The sequence below is a fragment of the Streptomyces sp. Q6 genome (assembly GCF_036967205.1).
Classification (GTDB): domain Bacteria; phylum Actinomycetota; class Actinomycetes; order Streptomycetales; family Streptomycetaceae; genus Streptomyces; species Streptomyces citrinus.
The window spans coordinates 3,792,122-3,817,465 of record NZ_CP146022.1 but is presented as its reverse complement, the minus strand read 5'-3'; the positions used below and the strand labels follow the sequence as shown (position 1 = coordinate 3,817,465).

Below are 25,344 nucleotides of genomic sequence, written 5' to 3'. Positions count from 1 at the left end.
GAGCCTCAGGCGGCCCCGTAGAACTTCTCCGTCTCCTCGACGGCCGTCTTGAAGCGTTCGTCGAAGTCATCCCGAATGAGCGTCCGGACCACATAGTCCTGGACGCTCATTCCCCTTTTGGCGGCGTGCCTCTTGAGCCGGTCGAGCAGCTCACCGTCTATCCGCAGGCTGAGCACTGTCGATCCCATACGGAACAGGGTCGGGGCGGGGGATGTGTGCGCGTGTCACTTTCCGGATCCGGCTCACTCGTTTGAGTGACGCGGTGGTTGGGTGGCCGGGATCACGGGAAGTCCGCGCCCCACCTGTAGTCGTTAGAGGAAGTAATGAGTTACGCTAACGAACATGCCGGACCTCTCCCATGGTGACGATGCCGCCGCCGTGAACTCCCTGCGCTCCGCCGTGATGCGCCTGTCGCGCCGACTCAAGCACCAGCGGGTCGACGAATCGCTGAGCCCCACCGAGATGTCGGTGCTCGGCACCCTCGCGAACTGCGGCACCGCCACCCCGGGCGAACTGGCCCGCAAGGAGCATGTGCAGCCGCCGTCGATGACCCGCATCGTCGCGCTCCTGGAGGCCAAGGGACTGGTCAGGCTGGAGCCTCACCCCGAGGACCGTCGGCAGAAGGTCGTCACCTCCACCGAGCAGGCCGAGACCATGCTCCTGGAGAGCCGCAGGAAGCGGAACGCCTGGCTGGCCGCCCTGGCCGACAGCCTCGACGAGGACGAATGGGCCAAGCTGCGCGCGGCCGCCCCCGTCCTCGAGAAGCTCGCCCACCTCTGAGCCCCCACGGGGGACCGACGACCGCCGAGGAGGCGAACGCACTTTGAGTACGGGATCCGGAGCAGACTCCGCCCCCGTCCCAGCCGCCCACGACACCCCTTCCCGCCCCTCAGACACCCGCAAGACCTCGATGTTCGCCAGCCTGAAGGTGCGCAACTACCGCCTCTTCGCGACCGGCGCCGTCATCTCCAACACCGGCACCTGGATGGCCCGCATCACCCAGGACTGGCTGGTGCTCTCCCTGACGGGATCGTCCGCCGCCGTCGGTGTCACCACGGCGATGCAGTTCCTGCCGATGCTCCTCTTCGGCCTGTACGGCGGTGTCATCGCCGACCGGTTCGCCAAGCGGAAGCTGCTCTTCTGCACCCAGGGCGCGATGAGCCTGTCCGGCCTGTTCCTCGCCGCGCTGACGCTGTCCGGCCACGTACAGGTCTGGCACGTCTACCTCGCCGCCTTCTTCACCGGCCTCGTCACGGTCGTCGACAACCCGACGCGGCAGTCCTTCGTGTCCGAGATGGTCGGCCCGGACCAGCTCCGCAACGCCGTCTCCCTGAACTCCGCGAACTTCCAGTCCGCGCGTCTCATCGGACCGGCCGTCGCCTCCGCGCTCACCGCCGCCGTCGGACCGGGCTGGGCGTTCCTCGCGAACGGCCTGTCCTTCCTCGCGCCGCTGACCGGCCTGATGCTCATCCGCACCGGCGAGCTGCACAAGACGAAGCTCGCCCCGCGCGGCAAGGGGCAGCTGAAGGACGGCCTGCGGTACGTGTCGCAGCGTCCCGAGCTGATCTGGCCGATCGTCCTCGTCGGGTTCGTCGGCACCTTCGGGTTCAACTTCCCGATCTGGCTCAGCGCGTACGCCGACGACGTGTTCCACGGCGGCGTCGGCCAGTACGGCCTGTTCAACACGCTCATGGCGATCGGCTCGCTGGCCGGCGCGCTGCTCGCCGCCCGCCGCCGCTCGACCCGGCTGCGGGTCCTGGTCGGCGCCGCCGTCGGTTTCGGTGTCCTGGAGGTCCTGGCCGCGTGGGCGCCGGGGGTCTGGGCGTTCGCGCCGATGATCGTGCTCCTCGGCATCCTCGGCCTCACGGTCAACGTGACCGCCAACTCCACGGTCCAGATGGGCACGGACCCGGAGATGCGCGGCCGGGTGATGTCCCTGTTCATGATGGTGTTCACCGGCGGCACCCCGCTGGGCGGCCCGCTCTTCGGCTGGCTCGCCGACCAGTACGGCGTCCGCGTCAGCTTCACGCTGGGCGGCGTGATCTGCGCCGCGGCGGCGGTCGGCGTCGGCCTGATGCTGGCCCGCGCGGCCAACCTCCGCCTCAAGGTCGACCTGCGGCGCGGCGAGCGCCACCTCCAGTTCGTCCCGAGGGAACCGCAGCCGCTGGCCGCGGTGGCCTGACCGGCCGGGCCCCGCGCCTGCGGGCGCGGGGCCCGGTGGGGCCGGGCGGTCGGCCGGACACCGGGCGGTCGGCCGGACACCCGGCGGGGAAACTGGGCCCCATGAGACTCTTCGCCGCCGTGCTGCCGCCCGCCGACGCCCTCGCCGAACTCGGTCACGCCGTCGACCGGCTGGCCGACAGCGCCGGCCCACGCTGGACGGGCCGGTCCGGCTGGCACCTCACCCTCGCCTTCTACGGGGACGTGCCCGAGGCGACCGTGCCCGAACTGGAGGAGCGGCTCGCGCGGGCCGCGGGACGCAGCGAGGAGTTCCGGCTCACGCTGCACGGGGGCGGGCACTTCGGCGGCCGGGCCCTGTGGGCGGGGGTGCGCGGCGACGTGGACGCGCTGCGCCGGCTCGCCGAGCGGGCCGAGGCGGCGGGGAGGAAGGCCGGGCTGCCCGGGGAGCACCGGCGGTACCGGCCGCACCTGACGCTGGCCCGCAGCCGGGAGCCGTTCGACTTCGGGGCGCACGTCACCGCGCTCGCCGACTTCGCCGGGTCACCCTGGACGGTCGGCGAGCTGGCCCTCGTACGGAGCGATCTGCCGACGTCCGGGGTACCGGGCGAGCGGCCGCGGTACGCGAAGGTCGGCGGATGGGAGCTTTCGGGCACGCGTTAGGCTCGACGCGTGGACCCGAAGACGCGGAACCGGATCATGGCCGGTGTGCTTGTGCTGATGTTCGTCGTGGTGGCGGTGGCGGCGGCCGTCGGCCAGTAGGCGCTCGTGCCCGACGGCCGCCGCGGCGCGCCTACCAGGCGAAGGCCTCCGGCGACGGACCCGGGCCGGGGAAGATCTCTTCCAGGGACGCCAGGACGTCCTCGCCCAGTTCGAGCTCGACCGCGCGCAGCGCCGAGTCCAGCTGCTCCTGGGTGCGCGGACCGACGATCGGGCCGGTCACGCCCGGACGGGTGAGGAGCCACGCCAGCGCCGCCTCGCCCGGCTCCAGACCGTGCTTGTCGAGCAGGTCCTCGTACGCCTGGACCTGCTCGCGCACCTTGGTGTTCTCCAGGGCGCTCGCGGACCGGCCCTCGGTGCGGCGCTTGCCCTGCGCCTCCTTCTTGATCACACCGCCCAGCAGCCCGCCGTGCAGCGGCGACCAGGGGATGACGCCCAGGCCGTACTCCTGCGCGGCCGGGATGACCTCCATCTCGGCGCGGCGCTCGGCGAGGTTGTAGAGGCACTGCTCGCTGACGAGGCCGACGCGGCCGTGGGCCTTCGCCAGCTCGTTGGCCTGGGCGATCTTGTAGCCGGGGAAGTTCGACGAGCCGGCGTAGAGGATCTTGCCCTGCTGGATCAGGACGTCGATCGCCTGCCAGATCTCCTCGAACGGCGTGTGCCGGTCGATGTGGTGGAACTGGTAGATGTCGATGTAGTCGGTCTGGAGCCGCTTCAGCGACGCCTCGACGGCCCGGCGGATGTTCACCGCGGAGAGCCGGTCGTGGTTGGGCCACACGTCGTCGCCGGCCGTCATGCTCCCGAACACCTTGGTGGCGAGGACGGTCTTGTCGCGGCGGCCGCCGCCCTCCGCGAACCAGGTGCCGATGATCTCCTCGGTACGGCCCTTGTTCTCACCCCAGCCGTACACGTTGGCCGTGTCGAAGTAGTTGATGCCGCCGGCCAGCGCCGCGTCCATGATGGCGTGGCTCGCGGCTTCGTCGGTCTGCGGACCGAAGTTCATGGTGCCGAGGACGAGCCGGCTGACCTTGAGTCCTGTGCGTCCGAGCTGCGTGTACTTCATGAGTCCTCAGCCAAGGACGTGGAGTGCGCTCTAGGCAAGGGGGTTTCGCCTGTTTCGACGTCCGTTTCGGTGGCTGTTCCGGCGGTGGGGGCCGCGTCGGGGCGGGGAGCGGGTTCGGTGTTCAGGATGTCGCGGGCCTGTTCGGCGGCGCGGCTGATGCTCTCGCCGACGAAATCCATGAAGCGGGCGATGTTCTCCAGGCGCACGGCGGCCGGGGTGCCGGGGCCGAGGACGCCGACACCGCGGCGGGCGGTCACGGCGAGATCGGCGTTGGCGCGGGCGGTCGCGGCCATGCTCTGGTACCAGACGTCGTTGCTCACGAGATAGCGCTCGCGGCGGCCCTCGCCCCGCTCGCGGGCGATCAGCCCCTGGGCTTCGAGGTACGCGATCGCCTTGGAGACGGAGGCCGGGCTGACCTGGAGGCGCTGGACGAGTTCGGCCGCGGTGAGGCTGCCCTCGTCGGTGGTGAGCAGGCAGGTGAGCACCTGCGCCATCATCTTGGGCAGCCCCTGCTGCATCAGCAGCGTGGTGAACGCCTCCCCGTACTCGCGCACCGCCTCGGGGTCGCGCCCGTGGGCGGGCTCGGGGGACTGCGGGCCGCTCCGGGGGCGGCCTGGCGGCGCTGGTGGGCGCGGCGCTCGGTGGCGCGGTGGGCGAGGTCGGCGCGGTAGCCGGCGGGGCCGCCGTTGCGCATGACCTCGCGGGTGATGGTCGACGTGGGGCGGTCGAGGCGACGGGCGATCTCCGCGTAGGCGAGGCCGTCGGCCAGGCCCAGCGCGATCTGCTGTCGTTCCGGCTGCGTGAGCCTGCCTCCCGGCATCGGGGTCTCCTTCGTGGTGCGTCGCCGTCGTCGTTCTCGGCCTCTCAGTCGCCAGCATAGCGTTCACGTTCATTCCATTGCAACGGATCGGTGTGCGTTGTTGCGTTAGATTCTCATTCATTGCAACAAATTCTTGGCTCTGACCTGCAATTACTGGGTTCTCTTGCAACGGAGCTATTGAGCGATCATGAAACGCAACGTAGCGTTTGCGATGTCAGAAACCGCGGCAAGCAAGCGGACAAGCGAGTAATCGAGCACAGGAGAGAACGATGCAGAAGTTCGAGACCACCGCCCCGATCACCACCGTCCTCGACATCCCCGCCGGCCGCGTGCAGCTGATCGCCGCCGACCGCGCCGACGTCACCGTCGACGTCCGGCCCGTCGACACCACCAAGAGCCGCGACGTGAAGGCCGCCGCCGAGGTCCAGGTCGGCTTCGCCGACGGAGTCCTGCGGATCGACGCCCCCGCCGCCAAGAAGCAGTACTTCGGCCCCTCCGGCTCCCTGGAGATCACCGTCCAGCTGCCCGCCGGGTCCCGGGCCGAAGTCGCCGCGTCGTGCAGCGAGTTCCGGGCCGTCGGCCGCCTCGGTGACGTCGTCGTCGACGGCGCCTACGGCCCGGTCAAGATCGACGAGGCCGCGAGCATGCGCCTCACCGCCACCGGTGACGTCACGGTCGGCCGGCTGACGGGGTCCGCCACCATCAGCACCCAGAAGGGCGACATCACCGTCTCCGAGGCGACGAGCGGCAGCGTCCAACTCACCACGCAGCAGGGCGACATCACCGTCACCGCCGCCCGCGGCGTCTCCGCCTCCCTCGACGCCGGCACCACCCAGGGCCGGATCGACAACGCCCTCGCCAACACCGGCACCCCCGGCCTCACCGTCCGCGCGACCACCTCCCAGGGCGACATCACCGCCCGCAGCCTCTGAGCAACCCGTCGGCAGCCACCGCCACCAAGGAGTACGCGTCATGAGCACCCCGGCCATCGCGGCACACGGCCTGCGCAAGTCCTACGGAGACAAGGTCGTCCTGGACGGCATCGACATCGAGGTGCCGAGCGGCACGGTCTTCGCCCTGCTCGGCCCGAACGGCGCCGGCAAGACCACCGCCGTCAAGATCCTCTCCACTCTCATCTCGCCCGGCCCCGACTCCGGCCCCATCACGGTCGGCGGCCACGACCGGGCCACCGAGGCCCAGGAGATCCGCGCCGCGATCGGCGTCACCGGCCAGTTCTCCGCCGTCGACGGGCTGATCACCGGCGAGGAGAACATGCTCCTCATGGCCGATCTGCACCACCTCTCCAAGGCGGAGGGGCGGCGCATCGCCGCCGAACTCCTGGAGCGCTTCGACCTGGTGGAGGCCGCGAAGAAGCCCGCCTCCACCTACTCCGGCGGTATGAAGCGCCGCCTCGACATCGCCATGACGCTGGTCGGCGGTCCGCGGATCATCTTCCTCGACGAGCCGACCACCGGGCTCGACCCGCGGTCCCGGCACACCATGTGGCAGATCATCCGCGGCCTGGTCGCGGACGGTGTCACCGTCCTGCTCACCACCCAGTACCTGGAGGAGGCGGACGAACTCGCCGACCGCATCGCGGTGTTGCACGACGGCAAGATCGCCGCCGAGGGCAGTGCCGAGGAGCTCAAGCGGATCGTCCCCGGCGGACACGTCCGGCTCCGCTTCACCGACCCGGCCGCCTACCGGTCCGCCGCGGCCGCGCTGACCGGGGCCGCCCGCGACGACGAGGCGCTCGCGCTCCAGCTCCCCTCGGACGGCAGTCAGCGCGAACTGCGCGCCGTTCTCGACCGGTTGGACGCCGCCGGCATCGAGGCGGACGAACTGACCGTGCACACCCCAGACCTCGACGACGTCTTCTTCGCCCTCACCGAGAGCCCCGCGAGCCCCGCGGGTTCCGCACGCCCCGACCTCGCCGCCGCCACCAAGGAGTCAGTCCGATGAGCTCGCTCTCCCTCGCCGCCCGCGACTCGGCCACGATGCTGCGCCGCAACCTCCTGCACGCCCGCCGCTACCCATCGCTCACCCTGAACCTGCTGCTCACACCGATCATGCTGTTGCTGCTGTTCGTCTACATCTTCGGCGACGCGATGAGCTCGGGCATCGGCGGCGACCGCTCCGACTACATCGCGTACGTGGTGCCCGGTCTGCTCCTCATGACCATCGGCTCCACGGTGATCGGCACCGCCGTCTCCGTCTCCAACGACATGAGCGAGGGCATCATCGCCCGGTTCCGCACCATGGCGATCCACCGCCCGTCCGTGCTCGTCGGACACGTCGTCGGCAGTGTCGTCCAGTCGGTCGTCAGCGTGGTCCTCGTCGGCGCCGTGGGTGTCGCCATCGGCTTCCGCTCGACCGACGCCACGGCCCTCGAATGGCTCGCCGCCTTCGGGATGCTCGTCCTCTTCGCCCTGGCGCTCACCTGGATCGCCGTCGGCATGGGGCTGGTCAGCCCGACCGCCGAGGCGGCCAGCAACAACGCGATGCCGCTGATCCTGCTGCCGCTGCTCTCCAGCGCCTTCGTCCCGCTCGACTCGATGCCGGGCTGGTTCCGGCCGATCGCCGAGTACCAGCCGTTCACCCCGGCCATCGAGACCCTGCGCGGCCTGCTCCTGGGCAGCGAGATCGGGCACAACGGCTGGCTGGCCGTCGGCTGGTGCGTGGGCCTCACGGTCCTCGGCTACTTCTGGTCGACCGCCACGTTCAACCGCGACCCCAAGTAAGCACCGTGGCGGCCTTCAGGGCGGCGCACACCGACGAGGAGTCGGTCGTGCGCCGCCCTCGGCGTTTCCCGGAACAGTCCTCGGAACAGCCCACGGAACAGCCCACGGAACAGCCCACGGAACAGCGCTCGGAAGAGTGCTCAGGAGAGGCCGCGGTAGGGGCCGCCGATGCCCCACGCCTGGTGCAGCGCGTCCGCGAAGGCGGCGGCCAGCTTGTGCTCGCCGGAGGCGTTCGGGTGCGTCCCGTCGTACGTGTCCTGGTGGATGTCGTAGGACTCGGGGACCGACGCGAGCAGCAGCGGCGAGCGGGGCTCCGACAGGTCCGCGACCGCCTTCGCGAGCAGCGTGTTGAAGTGTGCGACCTGCGCCGCGAAGGGCGCGTCGGACTCGGCGCGGATGTTCGGGATGACGGGGAGCGCGACGATGCGGACGGTGGGGTTCGCGGCGCGGGCCCCGGCGACGAAGCGGCGTACGTTCTCGGCGGTCTGCTCGGCGTCCGTGTAGAAGCCGAGGTCGATCAGGCCGAGGGAGATCAGGAGCGTGTCCGCGCCGGTCGACGTGATCGCGTCGCCGATCAGCGGCGCCATGTGCTGCCAGCCCTCGCCCCAGCCGGCCAGATGGTGCTGCGGGAAGTCCGGGTCGGCGTAGTCGTGGCCGCCGCCGTGCAGCGCGGTGCGCGGGCCGACCACGGCGCAGTCGGTGCCGGTGGCGCGCAGGTGCTGCCACATGCGATGGCGCCAGGTGTGCTCGCCGGCGCCTCCGATCGTCATGGAGTCACCCACGAACATGAACCTGAGCATCCGCTCATCATGGTCGATGCCGCGGAGATCACCACGGGCGCGTGCGTGTGAGACCGAACACGCCTGGCAAGCTGGGGGCATGCGTCCGTACAAGGTGTCGTCGCGTGTGGGTGGGGCCGTGGCCGCCGCCGCTCTGCTGCTGGGTCCGGCAGCGCTGCCCGCGGCCGCCGCCGACCGGCCCGCGGGGTCCGACGGCTTCACGATCCAGGACCCCCGGATCACCGAGTCCAGCGGCCTCGCCGCCTCCCGCGCCCACCCCGGCGTCTACTGGACCCACAACGACAGCGACGACGGCGCGTACCTGTACGCGATCGACGGCCGTACCGGGAAGACCGTCGCCACGCTCACCCTCACCGGCATCGGCTCCCCGCGCGACGTCGAGGCGATCTCGATCGGCCCCGACGGGGACCTCTACGTGGGCGACATCGGGGACAACCTCGGCGGCACGTGGGACCACGTCTGGATCTACCGGCTCCCCGAGCCGAAGGAGCTCCGTGACCAGACGGTCCGGGCCACGCAGTACGTCGTGCAGTACGCGGACGGGCCGCGCAACGCCGAGGCGATGATGGTCCACCCGAAGACCGGCCGGGTCTACCTGATCGAGAAGGACGAGAACGGCGGCGGTCTCTACGAAGGCCCCGACCCGCTGAACTCCTCCGCCACGAACACCTTCAAGCGCATCGCCGACATCGACCTGTGGGCGACCGACGCCGCCTTCTCGCCGGACGGCAAGCAGCTCTCCGTGCGCGGCTACTTCGGCGGCATCGCGTACTCCTGGAACGACGGGAAGCCCGAGCGGCAGGGCCAGTTGAGCGTGCCGCTGCAACCGCAGGGCGAGTCGCTGACGTACACCGTCGACGGGAAGACGCTGCTGTACGGGAGCGAGGGCAAGGGCAGCTCGGTCGAGCCGGAGGACGTCGAGGGCGCCGCGGACGACGACGGCGGCGGCAGCGGCTCCCACGCGTCGGGCGGCGGCGCGAGTTCGGGGAGCGGCGGGAGCGACGACGGCGGGTTCAGCGGGAAGGCGGGGCCGTCGGCGCCGCCGTGGTCCTCATCGCCGTGATCGGGATCGGCCGGCTGCTGCGCAAGCCGAAGCGGGACTGAGCGACCCGGGCCCCGGCCGGAGGCCGTGTGAGCCGGTCGTGTGCGCCGGTCCGCGAGTTCGGGGCCCGGTCGCGTGGCCGTACGTCCGTGAACGCGCCGGCCGGGCGTGCTGACACGCCCGGCCGGTGTTCGTGCGACGTACGGGTCAGAGCTGACCGATGACGTAGTCGATGCAGGCCGTCAAGGCCGTGATGTCCGCCGGGTCGATCGCCGGGAACATCGCGACGCGCAGCTGGTTGCGGCCCAGCTTGCGGTACGGCTCGGTGTCGACGATCCCGTTGGCGCGCAGCACCTTGGCGACCGCGGCGGCGTCGATCTCGTCCGCGAAGTCGATCGTGCCGATGACCTGCGAGCGCTTGGCGGCGTCCGTGACGAACGGCGTCGCGTGCTTCGACTCCTCGGCCCACGTGTACAGGCGCGACGAGCTGTCCTTCGTCCGCTCCGTCGACCAGGCGAGACCGCCCTGGCCGTTGATCCAGTCCAGCTGCTCGGCGAGCAGGAAGAGCGTGGACAGGGCCGGGGTGTTGTACGTCTGGTTCTTGCGGGAGTTGTCGATCGCCGTCGGCAGCGAGAAGAACTCCGGGATGTGTCGTCCCGACGCGTGGACGCGCTCGGCGCGCTCGATCGCGGCCGGCGAGAACACGCCGATCCACAGGCCGCCGTCGGAGGCGAACGACTTCTGCGGGGCGAAGTAGTAGACGTCCGTCTCGGTGATGTCGACCGGCAGGCCGCCCGCGCCGGACGTGGCGTCCACCAGGACGAGGGCGCCCTCGTCGGCACCGGCCACGCGCTTGATCGGGGCCGCGACACCGGTCGAGGTCTCGTTGTGGGTCAGGCCGTAGACGTCGACGCCGGCCTCGGCCTTCGCCTCCGGGTGCGTACCCGGGTCCGAGCTGATCACGGTCGGCTCGGCCAGCCAGGGCGCGAGCTTGGCGGCCTTGGCGAACTTGGAGGAGAACTCGCCGAAGTTCAGGTGCTGCGACTTGTTCTCGATCAGGCCGTGCGTCGCGACGTCCCAGAACGCGGTCGAGCCGCCGTTGCCGAGGATGACCTCGTAGCCCTCGGGGAGGGAGAAGAGGTCCTTGACGCCGTCCCGCACGCGTCCGACCAGGTTCTTGACCGGGGCCTGGCGGTGGGAGGTGCCGAGCAGGGAGGTACCGGTGGCGGCCAGGGCGTCCAACGCCTCCGTACGCACCTTGGAGGGGCCAGCGCCGAAACGTCCGTCGGCGGGCTTGATGTCAGCGGGAATCTGGATCTCAGCCACGTCATGGAGGGTAGCGGGTGGTTCTGGTGGGCCTGAGCGGTGTCCGGCGGCTGAGATGCGAGGTCTCGTCCGCCGGGTGGGGGCGGGGTGCCGGACGGGGAGTCGCCGCACCCGCCTCACCACCCCCTGCACAGGCGTGTCCCGGGCATCCTGGAAGGCATGGCTGACGACATCGGTAAGGCCCTACGGGACGTGATCCGCGGCGACGTCGACTTCAGTACGACGGCCCGCGCCCTGCACACGATGGACGCGTCGAACTACCGCAGAGTCCCCCGGGGGGTCGTCGCGCCGAAGGACGCCGACGACGTCCGCGCCACTCTCGCCCTCTGCGCGGAGCGCGGCGTCCCCGTCGTCGGCCGGGGCGGCGGCACCTCGATCGCCGGACAGGCCACCGGCACCGGCGTCGTCGTCGACTTCACCCGCCACATGAACCGCGTCCTCGACATCGACCCGGCGACCCGGACCGCCCGCGTCCAGCCCGGCGTGATCCTCGACCGCCTCCAGACGGCGGCCGCCCCGCTGCGGTTCGGACCCGACCCGTCCACGCACAGCCGCTGCACCCTCGGCGGCATGATCGGCAACAACTCGTGCGGCTCGCACTCCGTCGCCTGGGGCACGACCGCCGACAGCGTTGCCGCGCTCGACGTGGCCGCCGCGGACGGCACGGCGTACCGGCTCGGGCAGGGCTGGTCCGGCGCCCCGGCAGGGCTCCAGGCGCTGGTGGAGGGGGAGTTGGCGGCGATCCGTACCGGTTTCGCCCCGTACGCGGGTCTGCCGCGCCGGATCTCCGGATACGCCCTCGACGCGCTGCTGCCCGAGAACGGCACCGACCTCGCCCGCTTCTTCTGCGGCACCGAGGGCACCCTCGGGCTCGTCACCGAGGCGACGGTCAGGCTCGTCGAGGCGCCGCCCGCGAAGGCGCTCGCCGTCCTGGCGTACGCCGACGAGAGCGCCGCCGCCGAGGCCGCCGCCGGTCTGCTGCCGTACGGGCCGCTCACCGTGGAGGGCATGGCCGCCGACCTCGTACCGCCGGGTTCGGGGCTGCCGAAGGGCGGCGCGTGGCTGTTCGTGGAGACCGGCGGCGCGACCCCGGCCGAGGCGCGGGCCGCCGCCGAGCGGATCGTGCGGGCCGCCGACGTCGTGGCCGCGCTCGTCGTCGACGACCCGGCCGGGCAGCGCACGCTGTGGCGGATCAGGGAGGACGCGAGCGGCACGGCGACCCGTATGCCGGACGGCAGCGAGGCGTGGCCCGGCTGGGAGGACTGCGCCGTGCCGCCCGCCCGACTCGGCACGTATCTGAGGGAGTTCAGGGGTCTGCTGCGCGAGCACGGGCTGCGCGGAACGCCGTACGGGCACTTCGGCGACGGCTGCATCCACGTACGCATCGACTTCGATCTGCTGACCGAGCCGGGCATCGCGCGGTTCCGCCGCTTCTCCGAGGAGCTCGCCGGGCTCGTCGTCGCGCACGGCGGGTCGCTGTCCGGCGAGCACGGCGACGGGCAGGCGCGCGCCGAACTGCTGCCGCGGATGTACGGGGACGGGCTCGTGGGTCTCTTCGAGCGGGTGAAGGGCGTCTGGGACCCGGCGGACGTGCTGAACCCGGGGATGCTGGTGCGGCCCGCGCGGCTCGACGAGAACCTGCGGTTCGCGGTGCTGCCGCGAAAGCCGGTCGACGTGGAGTTCGGCTACCCGCACGACGGCGGGGACTTCGGCGCCGCCGTGCGCCGCTGCGTGGGCGTGGCCAAGTGCCGTACGCAGACGGCGGGTCCGGGCGGCGGCGTGATGTGTCCCTCCTTCCGCGCCACCGGCGGGGACGAGACGCACTCCACGCGCGGGCGGGCCCGGCTGCTGCACGAGATGCTCGCCGGTGAGGTCGTCACGGACGGCTGGCGGTCGACGGAGGTGCGGGACGCGCTCGATCTCTGCCTGTCCTGCAAGGGGTGCAGGAGCGACTGCCCGGTGGGCGTCGACATGGCCACGTACAAGGCGGAGTTCCTGCACCACCACTACGAGGGCCGGCGGCGGCCGATGGCGCACTACACGATGGGGTGGCTGCCGCGCTGGCTGGCACTCGTGGAGCGCACCCGGACCGCGCCCGTCGTCAACGCCCTCGCGCGGGTGGGGGTGGTGGCCGGTCTCGGCAAGCGGCTCGGCGGGATCGCGCCCGAGCGGCGGATCCCGCGGATCGCGCGGCGGACGTTCAGCACGTGGTGGCGGCGGGACTTCCGGCGGCGGAGCCGCGGGTGGCCGGAGCGGTTCGAGGGGGTGCGGGAGGGGGCGATTCTGTGGCCGGACACCTTCACCGAGCACCTCGCGCCCGAGGTCGGGCAGGCGGCGGTGCGCGTCCTGGAGGCGGCCGGGGTGATGGCGCTGATGCCGCCCCGGACGAGGTTCGAGCTCACCTACGGTCCTGACGGCGTCGAGGGGGTCGCCGGGGGCCGCTTCGTCCTCGACCCGCGGCGCCCCCGCGTCTGCTGCGGCCTCACCTACGTCTCCACCGGGCAACTCGACCGCGCCCGTACGGTGTTGAGGCGCACCCTCGACCTCGTGCCCTCCTTCGGCGACGACGACCTGCCGATCATCGTCCTGGAGCCGTCCTGCGCCGCCGCTCTCCGCTCCGACCTGCCGGAACTCCTCCCCGACGATCCGCGCGCCCAGCGCCTCGCCGACCGCGTCCTCACCTTCGCCGAGGCCCTCGAACGGCTCGCCCCCGACTGGATTCCGCCCCGCGTCGACCGCCCCGTGGTCGGCCAGACGCACTGCCACCAGCACGCGATCCTCGGCGACGCGGCGGACCGCCGTCTGCGCGAACGGATGGGCCTGGACGGCGAGTTGAGCGGGGGCTGCTGCGGGCTCGCGGGCAACTTCGGCTTCGAGAAGGGACACGGTGAGGTGTCGGCGGCCTGCGCCGAGGAGCAACTGCTCCCCGCGGTACGGGCGGCGCGGGACGGTTCGGTGACCCTGGCGGACGGCTTCTCGTGCCGGACGCAGCTGGAGCAGTTGGGGGGTGTGCGGGCGCGCCACCTGGCGGAGGTCCTGGCGCAGGCGCTGGACGACACCGGCGCGCCCTGCGGTCCCTCCGGTCCCTCCGGTTCCTCCGGTTCGTCCGGAGGCTGAGGGGCGGGGTCCGGGGGCGGGGCCGGTCGGCTCAGTCGGTGACCCCGTCGGCCACGTCGTGCGCGAGGGCGATGAGTTCGGCCGCCGCCGGATGCCCGCCCGCCCCCTGACGCCGGGCCAGGAACACCGGCAGGGCGGACGCGTCGCTCAACGGCACGTACACGACCCCCGGGTGCGGGTGTATCCGCACGGTGGCGGTGGACGTCACCCCGACCGCCTGGCCCGAGGCGATCGCGGCGAGCCAGTCGTCGGTGTTGGCGACGGTCAGCGTCGCGGTCGGCCGGGCGTCCGGCGGCCACAGGTCGAGCGCGGTCGTGCCGGAGACCGTGTTCAGGGCGATGACCTCGCCGATGAGATCGGCGAGGCGGAGGCGGTCGCGGCGGGCGAGCGGGCCGTCGGCGGGCAGCGCGGCGACCCGGTCCTCCTCGTACAGCAGCTCCGTCACCAGACCGGCCGTGTCGACCCGGCCGCGCAGCAGCGCGACATCGACGGCGCCGCGCGTGAGCCCCGCCGTACGGTCGTCGATCCGCAGCAGCTCCAGGGGATGTCCGGATGCGCGGCCCGCCAGCGCCGCAGCAGCGGGGTCGTGTAGGCGCCCGCCGCCGACCAGGCGTGGCCGAGGCGCAGCGGCCGGTACGCGTTACGGGCGGCGGCCAGCGCGTCCTCGAACGCGGCGACCGCCACGGCCGCCTTCTCGCGGAACGCGTGACCCTCGGGGGTGAGCGCCAGATGGTGGGTGGACCGGTCGACGAGCCGTACGCCGAGCCCGTCCTCCAGGGCGGCGAGCGTGCGGGAGACGGCGGGCTGGGTCAGGCGCAGGCGGGCGGCGGCGCGGGTGACGTTGCCCTCGTCGGCGACCGCGAGGAAGCAGCGCAGGTGGCGGAGTTCCAGTTCCCTGGTCATGTCCACCGAGCATAAGCGGAGCGCAGACGGCATTTCACAGGGCGCGGCGGCGGGTCCTAGCGTGAAGGGTCACGGTCGCAGGACAGTCCATTGCGCTGTCCTGTAAAGTCCAATGAACTGAACTTGGCGTGTGGGTGAGAGTGAGCAGGAGTGAGCGCGTGAGCGGCACGGAGACCCGGACGGCCCAGGCCCCGGCGCGGACCACCGACGCCGCCGGGGGCGCGCCCGCGCCCCGCCGCGGCGGGGCGCTCGGACCGGTCGGCCTGGTCCTCGCGGGGTGCGTCTCCGTGCAGTTCGGCGGCGCGCTCGCCGTGAGCCTGATGCCGCGCGCCGGTGCCGTCGGCGTGGTCACGCTGCGCCTGGTCGTGGCCGCCGTGGTCCTGCTGGTGGTGTGCAGGCCGCGGCTGCGCGGCCACTCCCGCGCGGACTGGGGCACGGTCGTCGCGTTCGGCGTCGCCATGGGCGCCATGAACCTGCTCTTCTACCAGGCGGCGGCCCGCATCCCGCTGGGCCTCGCGGTCACCTTCGAGGTCCTCGGCCCGCTGACCCTCTCCGTCATCGCCTCCCGCCGCGCGATCAACTTCGTCTGGGCGGGCCTCGCCCTGTGCGGCGTCTTCCTGCTCGGCGGCGCGGGCGACGGCCTGGGCGGCCTCGACCTGGTCGGTGTCGCCTTCGCGGTGGCGGCGGGTGCCATGTGGGCCGCGTACATCGTGTTCAGCGCCCGCACCGGCCGCCGCTTCCCGCAGGCCGACGGGCTCGCCCTGGCGATGGCGGTGGCCGCGGTCCTCTGCCTCCCGCTGGGTGTGGCGACGGCCGGATCCAAGCTGCTCGACCCGGTCACCGTGGGCCTCGGCGCGGCCATCGCGATCCTCTCCTCGGTCCTCCCGTACACCCTGGAACTCATCGCTCTGCGCCGCCTGCCCGCGTCCACGTTCGCCGTGATGATGAGCCTCGAACCGGCCATCGCGGCCCTCGCCGGCTTCCTCGTCCTGAGCCAGGCGCTCTCCTGGGTGGAGGCGGCCGCCATCGCCCTCGTCATCGCGGCGAGCATGGGCGCGGTCCGCACCCAGGTGAGCGGCGCGATGCCGCCGCCGAGGGACTGACGGCTCTGCTCCGAGCCGACTTCCTGGCCGCCGCCGTGGCGCGGGAGGCAGGATCGGAGGATGCGGCCCGTCTTCGTGCTCGTCCACAGTCCGTCCGTAGGTCCGTCGACCTGGCACCCCGTGGCCGAGTGGCTGGCGGGGCAGGGGTACGGGGTGCGGGTCCCCTCGCTCCAGCGCATCGGGGCCGGCGATCCGCCGTTCTGGCCCCAGGTCGCCGACGCCGTCCGCGCGGCGGTCCAGGACGTGCCCGCCGACCGGCCCGTCGTGCTCGTGGCGCACAGCAACGCGGGGCTCTTCCTGCCCACGATCCGCGCGGGGCTCGGCGGCCGCGCCGTGGCCGGGTCGGTGTTCGTCGACGCCGCGCTGCCGGACCCGGCCGGCCGGACCCCGGTCGCCGAGCCCGCGTTCCTGGAGTTCCTCCGTCCGATGGCCGTCGACGGCAGGCTGCCGCGCTGGACCGACTGGTGGGACGACGCGGACATCGACCCGATGTTCCCGGACCCGGTGACGCGGCGGACGATCGTCGAGGAGCAGCCCCGGCTGCCCTTGTCGTACTACGAGCAGCACATCCCGGTCCCCGACGGCTGGGACGATCACCCCTGCTCGTACCTGCTCTTCGGCCCTCCGTACGAGGATCTCGCCGACGCGGCGCGGGCCCGTGGCTGGCGGGTGGCGCGGCTGCCCGGTGAGCATCTGCACCAGGTGGTCGACCCGGCGGGCACGGCACGGCTGATCGTCGAACTCGCCGACGGCTCAAGGCCCTCCGTGAGCGGGTAGACGGCGGTGGCCGATCGCCGGTGGCCGCCGGGCGGCGACCCGCTACGGTCTCCGGATGACCGAACCCGAGACGCTGCACGCCACCCGTGCCGCCTACGACGCCATCGCCCCCACGTACGCGGAGCTCTTCCAGGACTCCCTGCGCGACCGCCCGCTGGAGCGCGCGCACCTGAGCGCCTTCGCGGAGCTCGTGGGGGCGGCCGCCGAGGGGGGCGGGGTGGTCGCGGATCTCGGGTGCGGGCCCGGGTACGTCACCGCTCACCTGCACGGCCTCGGCCTGAACGCCTTCGGTGTCGACGCCTCCCCGGTGATGATCGAACTCGCCCGCGCGGCGCACCCCGCGCTGCGGTTCGAGGTCGGTTCGATGGCCGCGCTCGACCTCGGCGACGGCGCCCTGGGCGGGGTGCTCGCGCGGTGGTCCCTCATCCACACCCCGCCGCCGGAACTGCCCGCCGTCCTGGCCGAGATCTCCCGGGTCCTCGCCCCCGGCGGGCACCTGCTGATCGGCTTCCCCGCCACCGACGGCCCCGGCCAGGAGACGCAGGCCTACGACCACGCGGTGACCACGGCGTACCGCTGGGCCCCCGACCGGTTCGCCGCGCTCCTGCGGGAGCACGGGCTGGTGGAGACGGCCCGTACGGTGATCGAGCCGAAGCCCACGGACCGGCGGCAGTTCCAGGAGGTCCAGCTTCTCGCGCGCAAGGCGTAGGCCCGGAGGGCAGGATCGGGGCATGGACAAGCTCGCGACTCCGGAGATCCTCGCCGCCCTCGCCGACCGCCTCGGCGACTGGCGCAAGCTCGCTCAGCCGCTCGTCGCCCGCTACCGGGTCGCCGGTCTCGGCGAGGGCGCGGCGTTCGTCGCCGCCGTCGCCGAGGTGGCGGCGGCCGCGGGCCGGGAGCCTGACGTGCGGCTCGGCTCCGGGTTCGTCGAGCTGGCGTTGTGCACGGCGGACGGTGACGGCGGTCGCTGGATCACCGGGGCCGATCTGCACCTTGCCCAGGCGGTCAGCGCGTTGGCTCGGAAGCATGGGCTGCGGGCCGTCCCGGGCGAGGTGGCACAGCTCGAACTCGCGCTGGACGCCGTCGACTTCGACCTCGTCGGGCCCTTCTGGTCGGCCCTGCTCACCGGCTCCCCGGACCACATCGTCCGCGACGACGTCATGGACCCGGGCCGGCGCGTCCCCAACGTGTGGTTCCAGCGCACCGACGCCCACGAGACCCCGCGCCAGCGCTGGCACCCCGACCTCTGGCTGGCCCCCGAGGAGGCGGCGCCGCGCATCGCGGCCGCCGTCGCCGCAGGCGGCACCGTCGTCGACTCCAGCTCCGCCCCGTCGTTCACCGTGCTCGCCGACCCGGAGGGCAACCGTGTCTGCGTCTGCACCGCCGAAGGGCGCGACTGAACCGCCCGTCACACCGTGAAGCAGTGCCCCCCGGGGCGCCTCGTCCGCTGATCGCCGGGGTCGCCCGTCGGGGATCAAGGGGCGCGCGCACCCGCCCTCCTTTTTCATGCAAGCACGCTTGATTGTTTCTCTTCGCGCTGCCATGCTCCAGGCACGCCGCACACCGCCGTGCCCGAAGGGGAGCGCACCGTGTCCGAACAGCCGTCCGTGTTCGATGACTTGCGGGACGAGAGCGAAGAACTCGACCTCCTCGTCGCCGAGTTGGGGGAGAGCGAGTGGGCGCTGCCCACCCCCGCCCCCCGCTGGACCGTCGCCCACCAGATCGCCCATCTCGCCTGGACCGACCGCGCCGCCCTGCTCGCCGTCGAGGACCAGGACGCCTTCGCGGGCGAGGTGGCGAAGGCCATCGCCGCGCCGGAGTCGTTCGTCGACGACGGGGCCGACGAAGGGGCCGCGCAGGCGCCGGACGCCCTGCTCGCCGGGTGGCGGGACGGGCGGGAGCGGCTCCAGAAGGCGATGCGTGCCGCCGCCGCGAGCAAGGCCAAGTTCCCCTGGTACGGGCCGCCCATGTCCGCCGCTTCCATGGCCACCGGGCGGCTCATGGAGACGTGGGCGCACGGGCAGGACGTCGCCGACGCGCTCGGTGCCGTGCGCGTCCCGACCGACCGGCTGCGGCACGTCGCCCGGATCGGCGTGCGCGCCCGCGGATTCGCCTTCGGGGTGCGCGGCCTGGACGTACCGGGGGAGGAGTTCCGCGTCGAACTCCGGTTGCCCAGCGGCGAACCGTGGACTCACGGGCCCGAGGACGCCGCCCAGCGGGTCACCGGGTCCGCGCTCGACTTCTGCCTCCTCGTCACCCAGCGCGCCCACCGCGACGACCTCGACGTACGCGCCGAGGGCCCCGACGCCGACCGCTGGCTCGACATCGCCCAGGCCTTCGCCGGACCACCCGGAAAGGGACGCGCCGCCAAGGGGGCCACCCCGTGACCCCGGCCCCCCTGCGCATCGGCAACGCCTCCGGCTTCTACGGCGACCGGTTCGACGCCCTGCGGGAGATGCTCGACGGCGGCGACCTCGACGTCCTCACCGGCGACTACCTCGCCGAGCTGACCCTGCTCATCCTCGGCCGCGACCGCCTCAAGGACCCGGGGCGCGGCTACGCCCGTACCTTCCTGCGGCAGCTGGAGCAATGCCTCGGGCTCGCCGCCGAGCGGGGCGTCAAGATCGTGGCCAACGCCGGTGGGCTCAACCCCGCCGGCCTTGCCGACGCCGTACGGAAGTTGGCCGCCCGCCTGGACGTGCCCGTGCGCGTCGCCCACGTGGAGGGCGACGACCTGCTCGGCACCGGGCGCTTCCCCGGCGCCCTCACCGCCCACGCCTACCTCGGCGGCGCCGGGATCACCGCCTGCCTGGAGGCCGGCGCCGACATCGTGGTCACCGGACGGGTCACCGACGCCGCCCTCGTCAGCGGGCCCGCCGCCTGGCACTTCGGATGGGCACCGGACGCGTACGACCGGCTCGCCGGGGCCGTCGTCGCCGGACACGTCCTGGAGTGCGGCACCCAGGCGACCGGTGGGAACTACTCCCACTTCGCGCGCCACAGCCGCGAACTGACGCGGCGCCCCGGCTTTCCCCTCGCCGAGATCCACGACGACGGGTCCGCCGTCGTCACGAAGCACCCCGGCACCGGCGGGCTCGTCGACATCGGGACCGTCACCGCCCAGCTCCTGTACGAGACCAACGGCGCCCGGTACGCCGGGCCCGATGTCACCGTGCGGCTCGACACCGTCCGCCTCGCCCAGGAGGGGCCCGACCGGGTCCGCGTCCACGGGGTGCGCGGCGAGGCGCCCCCGCCCACGCTCAAGGTCGGCCTCAACCGGCTCGGCGGCTTCCGCAACGAGGTCGTGTTCGTGCTGACCGGCCTCGACATCGACGCCAAGGCCGCCCTCGTCCAGGACCAGATGGAGGACGCCTTCGCGCGGGCCACGTCCCGCCCCGAACACGTGCGGTGGGAGCTGGTCCGCACCGATCGGGCCGACGCCGGGAGCGAGGAGACCGCCAGCGCCCTGCTGCGTCTCGTCGTACGGGACCAGGATCAGAACGCCGTCGGCCGGGCGCTGAGCGGCGCCGCCGTGGAACTCGCCCTCGGCTCCTACCCCGGATTCCACGTCACCGCCCCGCCGGGCGAGGGCGCCCCGTACGGCGTCTTCGAGGCCGCGTACGTCGACCGCCGCGACGTCCCGCACCGCGCCGTGCTGCCCGACGGCGAGCGCCGGGAACTGCCCCCGTACGACGGGCCCACACGCCCCCTCGAACCCGTCGCCGCACCGGATCCGCCCGACCCGCTGCCCGCCGGGCCCACCCGCCGCGCCCCCCTCGGCCTCGTCGCGGGAGCCCGCAGCGGGGACAAGGGCGGCGACGCCAACATCGGCGTATGGGTCGAGACCGACGACGCCTGGCGGTGGCTCGCGCACACCCTGACCGTCGAGCGACTGCGTGAACTCCTCCCGGAGACCGCCGACTTGCGCGTCACACGCCACGTCCTGCCCCGACTGCGCGCCCTGAACTTCACCGTCGAGGGCATCCTCGGCGAGGGCGTCGCCGCGCAGGCCCGCTTCGATCCGCAGGCCAAGGGCCTCGGCGAATGGCTGCGCTCCCGCCACCTCGACCTACCGGAGGCACTCCTGTGACCGTCCTGGCCAGCGCCCTGGACACCCGGTCCGACGAGTACGGCGCCCGCCGCGCCGCCCTGCTCGACAAGCTCACCGCACTCGACGCCGAACACGCCAAGGCCCTCGCGGGCGGCGGCGAGAAGTACGTCCAACGGCACCGCGCACGCGGCAAGTTGCTCGCCCGGGAACGCGTCGAGCTGCTCCTCGACCCGGACACCCCGTTCCTGGAACTGTCGCCGCTCGCCGCCTGGGGCAGTGACTACGCCGTCGGCGCCTCGCTCGTCACCGGCATCGGCGTGGTCGAGGGCGTCGAATGCCTGATCACCGCCAACGACCCGACCGTGCGCGGCGGCGCCAGCAACCCGTGGTCCCTGAAGAAGGCGCTGCGGGCCCACGAGATCGCGTACGCCAACCGCCTGCCCTGCATCTCGCTCGTCGAGTCCGGCGGCGCCGACCTGCCCTCCCAGAAGGAGATCTTCATACCGGGCGGCGCGATCTTCCGGGACATCACCCGGCTCTCGGCGGCCGGCATCCCGACGATCGCCGTCGTCTTCGGCAACTCCACCGCCGGAGGCGCGTACGTCCCCGGCATGTCCGACCACGTGATCATGGTGAAGGACCGGGCGAAGGTCTTCCTCGGCGGACCGCCGCTCGTGAAGATGGCCACCGGCGAGGAGAGCGACGACGAATCGCTCGGCGGCGCCGGGATGCACGCCCGCACCTCCGGCCTCGCCGACGGCTTCGCACTCGACGAGCAGGACGCGATCCGCCAGGCGCGCCGCGTCGTCGCCCGCCTCAACCACCGCAAGGCGTACCCCGATCCGGCGTATCCACAGGCTGTGGAGCCGCCCACGTACGACCCCGAGGAACTGCTCGGGATCGTGCCCGAGGACCTGAAGGTGCCGTTCGACCCGCGCGAGGTCATCGCCCGGCTCGTCGACGGCTCCGACTTCGACGAGTTCAAGCCGCTGTACGGGGCGAGCCTGGTGACCGGCTGGGCCGCCCTGCACGGCCACCCCGTCGGAATCCTCGCCAACGCGCAGGGCGTGCTGTTCAGCGAGGAGTCCCAGAAGGCCGCCCAGTTCATCCAGCTGGCGAACCAGCGCGACATCCCGCTGCTCTTCCTGCACAACACCACCGGCTACATGGTCGGCAAGGAGTACGAGCAGGGCGGCATCATCAAGCACGGCTCGATGATGATCAACGCGGTCAGCAACAGCCGGGTGCCGCACCTGTCCGTGCTGATGGGCGCCTCCTACGGCGCCGGGCACTACGGCATGTGCGGGCGCGCCTACGACCCCCGCTTCCTCTTCGCCTGGCCCAGCGCCAAGTCCGCGGTCATGGGGCCGCAGCAGCTCGCCGGCGTCCTGTCGATCGTCGCGCGCCAGTCGGCCGCCGCGAAGGGCCGCCCCTACGACGACGAGGCCGACGCCGGGCTGCGCGCCATGGTCGAGCAGCAGATCGAGGCCGAGTCCCTGCCGATGTTCCTGTCCGGGCGGCTCTACGACGACGGCGTCATCGACCCGCGCGACACCCGCACCGTGCTCGGCATCTGCCTGTCCGCGATCCACACCGCACCGTACGAGGGCGCCCGCGGCGGCTTCGGCGTCTTCAGGATGTGACCCCGATGAACCTCACCCGTGTTCTGGTGGCCAACCGCGGCGAGATCGCCTGCCGCGTCTTCCGTACCTGCCGTGAGCTGGGCCTGCGCACCGTCGCCGTGCACTCGGACCCGGACGCCGACGCGCTGCACGTGCGCGAGGCCGACCTCGCCGTCCGGCTTCCCGGCGCCACCCCCGCCGAGACGTATCTGCGCGCCGACCTCGTCGTGAAGGCCGCGCTCGACGCGGGCGCCGACGCCGTGCACCCCGGGTACGGCTTCCTCTCCGAGAACGCCGACTTCGCGCGGGCCGTCACCGACGCCGGACTCGTGTGGATCGGTCCGCCGCCCGAGGCGATCGAGGCGATGGCGTCCAAGACCCGCGCCAAGGAACTGATGGGCGTCGCGCCGCTGGGCGAGGTGACCGAGGCCGATCTGCCCGTCCTCGTGAAGGCCGCCGCCGGCGGGGGCGGGCGCGGCATGCGTGTCGTCCGCGAACTCGCCGCTCTGGAAGCCGAGGTGGAGGCGGCTCGGAGTGAGGCCCTGTCCGCTTTCGGGGACGGTGAAGTGTTCGTCGAGCCCTATGTGGAGGGCGGGCGGCACGTCGAGGTGCAGGTGCTCGCCGACACGCACGGCACGGTCTGGGTGCTCGGCACGCGCGACTGCTCGCTCCAGCGCCGCCACCAGAAGGTCATCGAGGAGGCGCCCGCACCCGGCCTCCCTCCCGAACTGGTCACGGAACTGCACGAGTTGGCCGAGCGGGCCGTACGCGCCACCGGGTACGTCGGCGCCGGGACCGTCGAGTTCCTCGTCGCCGACGGCGCCGCGCACTTCCTGGAGATGAACACCCGCCTCCAGGTCGAACACCCCGTCACCGAGGCCGTGTTCGGCGTCGACCTCGTCGCGCTCCAACTGCTGATCGCCGAGGGCGACGCGCTCGACCCCGAACCCCCCGCGCCGCGCGGACACGCCGTCGAGGCCCGCCTGTACGCCGAGGACCCGGCCGCCGCCTTCGCCCCGCAGACCGGCACCCTGCACCGCCTGTCCGTGCCCCCGGGCGTCCGGCTCGACACCGGGTACACCGACGGCGACACGATCGGCGTGCACTACGACGCCATGCTCGCCAAGGCCGTCGCGCACGCGCCCACCCGCGCCGCCGCCGTCCGCGCCCTCGCCGGGGCCCTGGAACGCGCCGAGGTGCACGGCCCCGTCACCAACCGCGACCTGCTCGTCCGGTCCCTGCGCCACCCGGAGTTCACCGACGGTCGGATGGACACCGGGTTCTACGAACGCCACCTCGCCGAGCTGACCGCTCCCGCCGTCGACCCGTACGCACCGCTCGCCGCCGCCCTCGCCACGGCCGGCGGACACCGGTTCGGCGGCTTCCGCAACGTCCCCTCGCAGCCGCAGACCAAGCGCTACCGCAGCGAACCCGACGGCACCGAGCACGAAGCCCGCTACCGGCACACCCGCACCGGCCCCGCCGCCGACGACAGCGGCGTACGCGTCGTGCACGCCTCACCCACCCGCGTCGTCCTCGACATCTCAGGGGTGCAGCGCAAGTTCGCCGTCGCCTCCTACGGAGACCGGGTGTACGTCAACGACGTCGCCCTCACCGCCCTGCCCCGCTTCACCGACCCGAGCGAGCAGCGCGCCCCCGGCTCCCTGCTCGCCCCCATGCCCGGCACCGTCGTCCGCGTCGCCGAGGGCCTCGTCGAGGGCGCCGCCGTCACCGCGGGACAGCCCCTGATCTGGCTGGAGGCCATGAAGATGGAGCACCGCATCAACGCTCCCGCCTCCGGAACGCTCACCGCTCTGCACGCCGGCGTCGGCCGTCAGGTCGAGGTCGGCGCGCTGCTCGCCGTCGTACAGGAGGAACAGAAGTGACCGCTCCCGTCCTCGAAACCGAAGAGCACCAGGCGCTGCGCGCCGCCGTCGCCGCCCTCGGCAAGCGCTACGGCCGCGACTACCTGACCCGCGTCGCCGACGCGGGCGGACACCCCGACGAGCTGTGGGCCGAGGCGGCGAAGCTCGGCTACCTCGGCGTGAACCTGCCCGAGGAGTACGGAGGCGGTGGCAGCGGCATCTCCGAACTCTCCATAGTCCTGGAAGAGTTGGGGGCCGCCGGGTCGCCGCTGCTCATGATGGTCGTCTCGCCCGCGATCTGCGGCACGGTGATCTCCCGCTTCGGCACCGCCGCACAGAAGCGGGCCTGGCTGCCCGGTCTCGCCGACGGCAGCCGCACCATGGCCTTCGGCATCACCGAACCCGACGCCGGCTCCAACTCCCACCGGATCACCACCACCGCCCGCCGCGACGACGACGGCTCCTGGGTGCTGACCGGCCGCAAGGTGTTCATCTCCGGCGTCGACATCGCCGACGCCACCCTCATCGTGGGCCGCACGTCCGACGCCCGCACCGGCAAGCTCAAGCCGTGCCTCTTCATCGTCCCGCGCGACACCCCCGGCTTCGAGCGGCGGCAGATCGACATGGAACTCCAGGCCGCCGAGAAGCAGTTCGAGCTGACCCTTGACGACGTGCGGCTTCCGGCCGACGCTCTGGTGGGTGACGAGGACGCCGGACTGCTCCAGCTCTTCGCCGGGCTCAACCCGGAGCGCATCATGACCGCCGCCTTCGCCATCGGCATGGGCCGCTACGCGCTGGACAAGGCCGTCGCGTACGCCAGGGAACGCACCGTGTGGAAGACCCCCATCGGCGCCCACCAGGCCATCGCGCACCCCCTCGCCCAGGTCCACATCGAACTGGAACTGGCCCGCCTGATGATGCAGAAGGCGGCCCGACTCTACGACGCGGGCGACGACATCGGCGCGGGCGAGGCCGCCAACATGGCCAAGTACGCGGCCGCCGAGGCGTGCGTGCGCGCCGTCGACCAGGCCGTCCACACGCTCGGCGGCAACGGCCTGACCCGCGAGTTCGGCCTCGCGGGCCTCATCACCGGCTCACGGGTGGCGCGTATCGCCCCGGTCAGCCGGGAAATGATCCTCAACTACGTGTCCCACCAGACCCTGGGACTGCCCAAGTCGTACTGACCCGACATCCCTACCCGCGCGAGGAGTTGGCA

General features: G+C 72.7%; 21 protein-coding genes and 2 pseudogenes. 17 read left to right on the top strand and 6 right to left on the bottom strand.

The window, feature by feature from the left end:
• Nucleotides 1-5: 5 nt before the first annotated feature.
• On the bottom strand, nucleotides 6-188 hold the full coding sequence (locus tag V2W30_RS17775; RefSeq protein WP_338697755.1) for a ribbon-helix-helix protein, CopG family: 183 nt from the start codon (nucleotides 186-188) through the stop codon (nucleotides 6-8).
• Nucleotides 189-342: 154 nt separating this feature from the next.
• Between V2W30_RS17775 and V2W30_RS17770 the strand changes: the two genes are divergently transcribed.
• The 3 genes from V2W30_RS17770 to thpR all read left to right on the top strand — a co-directional run bounded on the left by V2W30_RS17770 (nucleotide 343) and on the right by thpR (nucleotide 2,841).
• Nucleotides 343-780 (top strand): MarR family transcriptional regulator, encoded by a 438-nt coding sequence (locus V2W30_RS17770; protein ID WP_338697754.1) that lies wholly within the window; start codon nucleotides 343-345, stop codon nucleotides 778-780.
• A 43-nt stretch (nucleotides 781-823) separates the two neighbouring features.
• Nucleotides 824-2,182: an MFS transporter gene (locus V2W30_RS17765; RefSeq protein WP_338697752.1), complete on the top strand. Its 1,359-nt coding sequence runs from the start codon at nucleotides 824-826 to the stop codon at nucleotides 2,180-2,182.
• Between the two features lie 101 nt (nucleotides 2,183-2,283).
• Nucleotides 2,284-2,841, top strand: coding sequence for an RNA 2',3'-cyclic phosphodiesterase (gene thpR / locus V2W30_RS17760; RefSeq protein ID WP_338697750.1), 558 nt, complete (start codon nucleotides 2,284-2,286; stop codon nucleotides 2,839-2,841).
• A 130-nt stretch (nucleotides 2,842-2,971) separates the two neighbouring features.
• On the opposite strand, the gene V2W30_RS17755 is transcribed toward thpR, so the two are convergent.
• Nucleotides 2,972-3,961 carry an aldo/keto reductase gene (locus V2W30_RS17755; protein WP_338697748.1) on the bottom strand — a complete coding sequence of 330 codons (990 nt, stop codon included), beginning with the start codon at nucleotides 3,959-3,961 and terminating at the stop codon, nucleotides 2,972-2,974.
• A pseudogene (locus tag V2W30_RS17750) lies at nucleotides 3,958-4,781 on the bottom strand (helix-turn-helix domain-containing protein). The gene V2W30_RS17755 and the pseudogene V2W30_RS17750 overlap by 4 nt, the downstream one beginning before the upstream one ends.
• A 269-nt stretch (nucleotides 4,782-5,050) precedes the next feature.
• Here V2W30_RS17750 and V2W30_RS17745 point away from each other — a divergent pair.
• From V2W30_RS17745 to V2W30_RS17735, 3 genes are read left to right on the top strand one after another with little or no spacing between them, the layout of a single operon-like run.
• The gene (locus tag V2W30_RS17745) at nucleotides 5,051-5,713 is read left to right on the top strand and encodes a DUF4097 family beta strand repeat-containing protein (RefSeq protein ID WP_338697746.1); all 663 of its coding nucleotides are present in this window, start codon (nucleotides 5,051-5,053) and stop codon (nucleotides 5,711-5,713) included.
• Nucleotides 5,714-5,753: 40 nt separating this feature from the next.
• Nucleotides 5,754-6,743, top strand: a complete 990-nt coding sequence (locus tag V2W30_RS17740) for an ATP-binding cassette domain-containing protein (RefSeq protein ID WP_338697744.1) — start codon at nucleotides 5,754-5,756, stop codon at nucleotides 6,741-6,743.
• The gene (locus V2W30_RS17735; protein ID WP_338697742.1) at nucleotides 6,740-7,522 is read left to right on the top strand and encodes an ABC transporter permease; all 783 of its coding nucleotides are present in this window, start codon (nucleotides 6,740-6,742) and stop codon (nucleotides 7,520-7,522) included. Before V2W30_RS17740 ends, V2W30_RS17735 begins: the two co-directional genes overlap by 4 nt.
• A gap of 140 nt (nucleotides 7,523-7,662) precedes the next feature.
• On the opposite strand, the gene V2W30_RS17730 is transcribed toward V2W30_RS17735, so the two are convergent.
• Nucleotides 7,663-8,322 (bottom strand): GDSL-type esterase/lipase family protein, encoded by a 660-nt coding sequence (locus V2W30_RS17730; RefSeq protein WP_338697740.1) that lies wholly within the window; start codon nucleotides 8,320-8,322, stop codon nucleotides 7,663-7,665.
• A 106-nt stretch (nucleotides 8,323-8,428) separates the two neighbouring features.
• Here V2W30_RS17730 and V2W30_RS17725 point away from each other — a divergent pair, with 106 nt between their 5' ends.
• Nucleotides 8,429-9,385: a WD40 repeat domain-containing protein gene (locus tag V2W30_RS17725; protein ID WP_425244551.1), complete on the top strand. Its 957-nt coding sequence runs from the start codon at nucleotides 8,429-8,431 to the stop codon at nucleotides 9,383-9,385.
• Nucleotides 9,386-9,571: 186 nt separating this feature from the next.
• On the opposite strand, the gene serC is transcribed toward V2W30_RS17725, so the two are convergent.
• Nucleotides 9,572-10,690, bottom strand: coding sequence for a phosphoserine transaminase (serC, locus tag V2W30_RS17720; protein ID WP_338697738.1), 1,119 nt, complete (start codon nucleotides 10,688-10,690; stop codon nucleotides 9,572-9,574).
• Nucleotides 10,691-10,849: 159 nt separating this feature from the next.
• On the opposite strand from serC, the gene V2W30_RS17715 reads away from it, so the two are divergent.
• Entirely contained in the window at nucleotides 10,850-13,807 is a 2,958-nt protein-coding gene (locus tag V2W30_RS17715; RefSeq protein ID WP_338697736.1) for an FAD-binding and (Fe-S)-binding domain-containing protein, read from the top strand.
• Between the two features lie 31 nt (nucleotides 13,808-13,838).
• Here the strand turns inward: V2W30_RS17715 and V2W30_RS17710 are convergent.
• Nucleotides 13,839-14,743, bottom strand: a pseudogene (locus tag V2W30_RS17710) (LysR family transcriptional regulator).
• A gap of 125 nt (nucleotides 14,744-14,868) precedes the next feature.
• On the opposite strand from V2W30_RS17710, the gene V2W30_RS17705 reads away from it, so the two are divergent.
• The 9 genes from V2W30_RS17705 (at nucleotide 14,869) to V2W30_RS17665 (ending at nucleotide 25,312) form a co-directional block, all read left to right on the top strand.
• Nucleotides 14,869-15,813: an EamA family transporter gene (locus tag V2W30_RS17705; protein WP_338697733.1), complete on the top strand. Its 945-nt coding sequence runs from the start codon at nucleotides 14,869-14,871 to the stop codon at nucleotides 15,811-15,813.
• 60 nt (nucleotides 15,814-15,873) lie between these two features.
• Nucleotides 15,874-16,590: an alpha/beta hydrolase gene (locus tag V2W30_RS17700; protein ID WP_338697731.1), complete on the top strand. Its 717-nt coding sequence runs from the start codon at nucleotides 15,874-15,876 to the stop codon at nucleotides 16,588-16,590.
• A gap of 55 nt (nucleotides 16,591-16,645) precedes the next feature.
• Nucleotides 16,646-17,299 carry a class I SAM-dependent DNA methyltransferase gene (locus tag V2W30_RS17695; RefSeq protein ID WP_338697729.1) on the top strand — a complete coding sequence of 218 codons (654 nt, stop codon included), beginning with the start codon at nucleotides 16,646-16,648 and terminating at the stop codon, nucleotides 17,297-17,299.
• A gap of 22 nt (nucleotides 17,300-17,321) precedes the next feature.
• Nucleotides 17,322-17,990 carry a VOC family protein gene (locus V2W30_RS17690; RefSeq protein ID WP_338697726.1) on the top strand — a complete coding sequence of 223 codons (669 nt, stop codon included), beginning with the start codon at nucleotides 17,322-17,324 and terminating at the stop codon, nucleotides 17,988-17,990.
• Nucleotides 17,991-18,179: 189 nt separating this feature from the next.
• Complete coding sequence (locus V2W30_RS17685; protein ID WP_338697725.1) at nucleotides 18,180-18,977, top strand: TIGR03084 family metal-binding protein; 798 nt, start codon at nucleotides 18,180-18,182, stop codon at nucleotides 18,975-18,977.
• A complete protein-coding gene (locus V2W30_RS17680) occupies nucleotides 18,974-20,680 on the top strand; it encodes an acyclic terpene utilization AtuA family protein (protein ID WP_338697723.1) in 1,707 nt (568 codons plus the stop codon). Before V2W30_RS17685 ends, V2W30_RS17680 begins: the two co-directional genes overlap by 4 nt.
• Nucleotides 20,677-22,284, top strand: coding sequence for an acyl-CoA carboxylase subunit beta (locus V2W30_RS17675; protein ID WP_338697721.1), 1,608 nt, complete (start codon nucleotides 20,677-20,679; stop codon nucleotides 22,282-22,284). The genes V2W30_RS17680 and V2W30_RS17675 overlap by 4 nt, the downstream gene beginning before the upstream one ends.
• A gap of 5 nt (nucleotides 22,285-22,289) precedes the next feature.
• Nucleotides 22,290-24,149 carry an acetyl/propionyl/methylcrotonyl-CoA carboxylase subunit alpha gene (locus tag V2W30_RS17670; RefSeq protein WP_338697719.1) on the top strand — a complete coding sequence of 620 codons (1,860 nt, stop codon included), beginning with the start codon at nucleotides 22,290-22,292 and terminating at the stop codon, nucleotides 24,147-24,149.
• Complete coding sequence (locus V2W30_RS17665) at nucleotides 24,146-25,312, top strand: acyl-CoA dehydrogenase family protein (protein WP_338697717.1); 1,167 nt, start codon at nucleotides 24,146-24,148, stop codon at nucleotides 25,310-25,312. Before V2W30_RS17670 ends, V2W30_RS17665 begins: the two co-directional genes overlap by 4 nt.
• The last annotated feature ends 32 nt before the right edge of the window (nucleotides 25,313-25,344 follow it).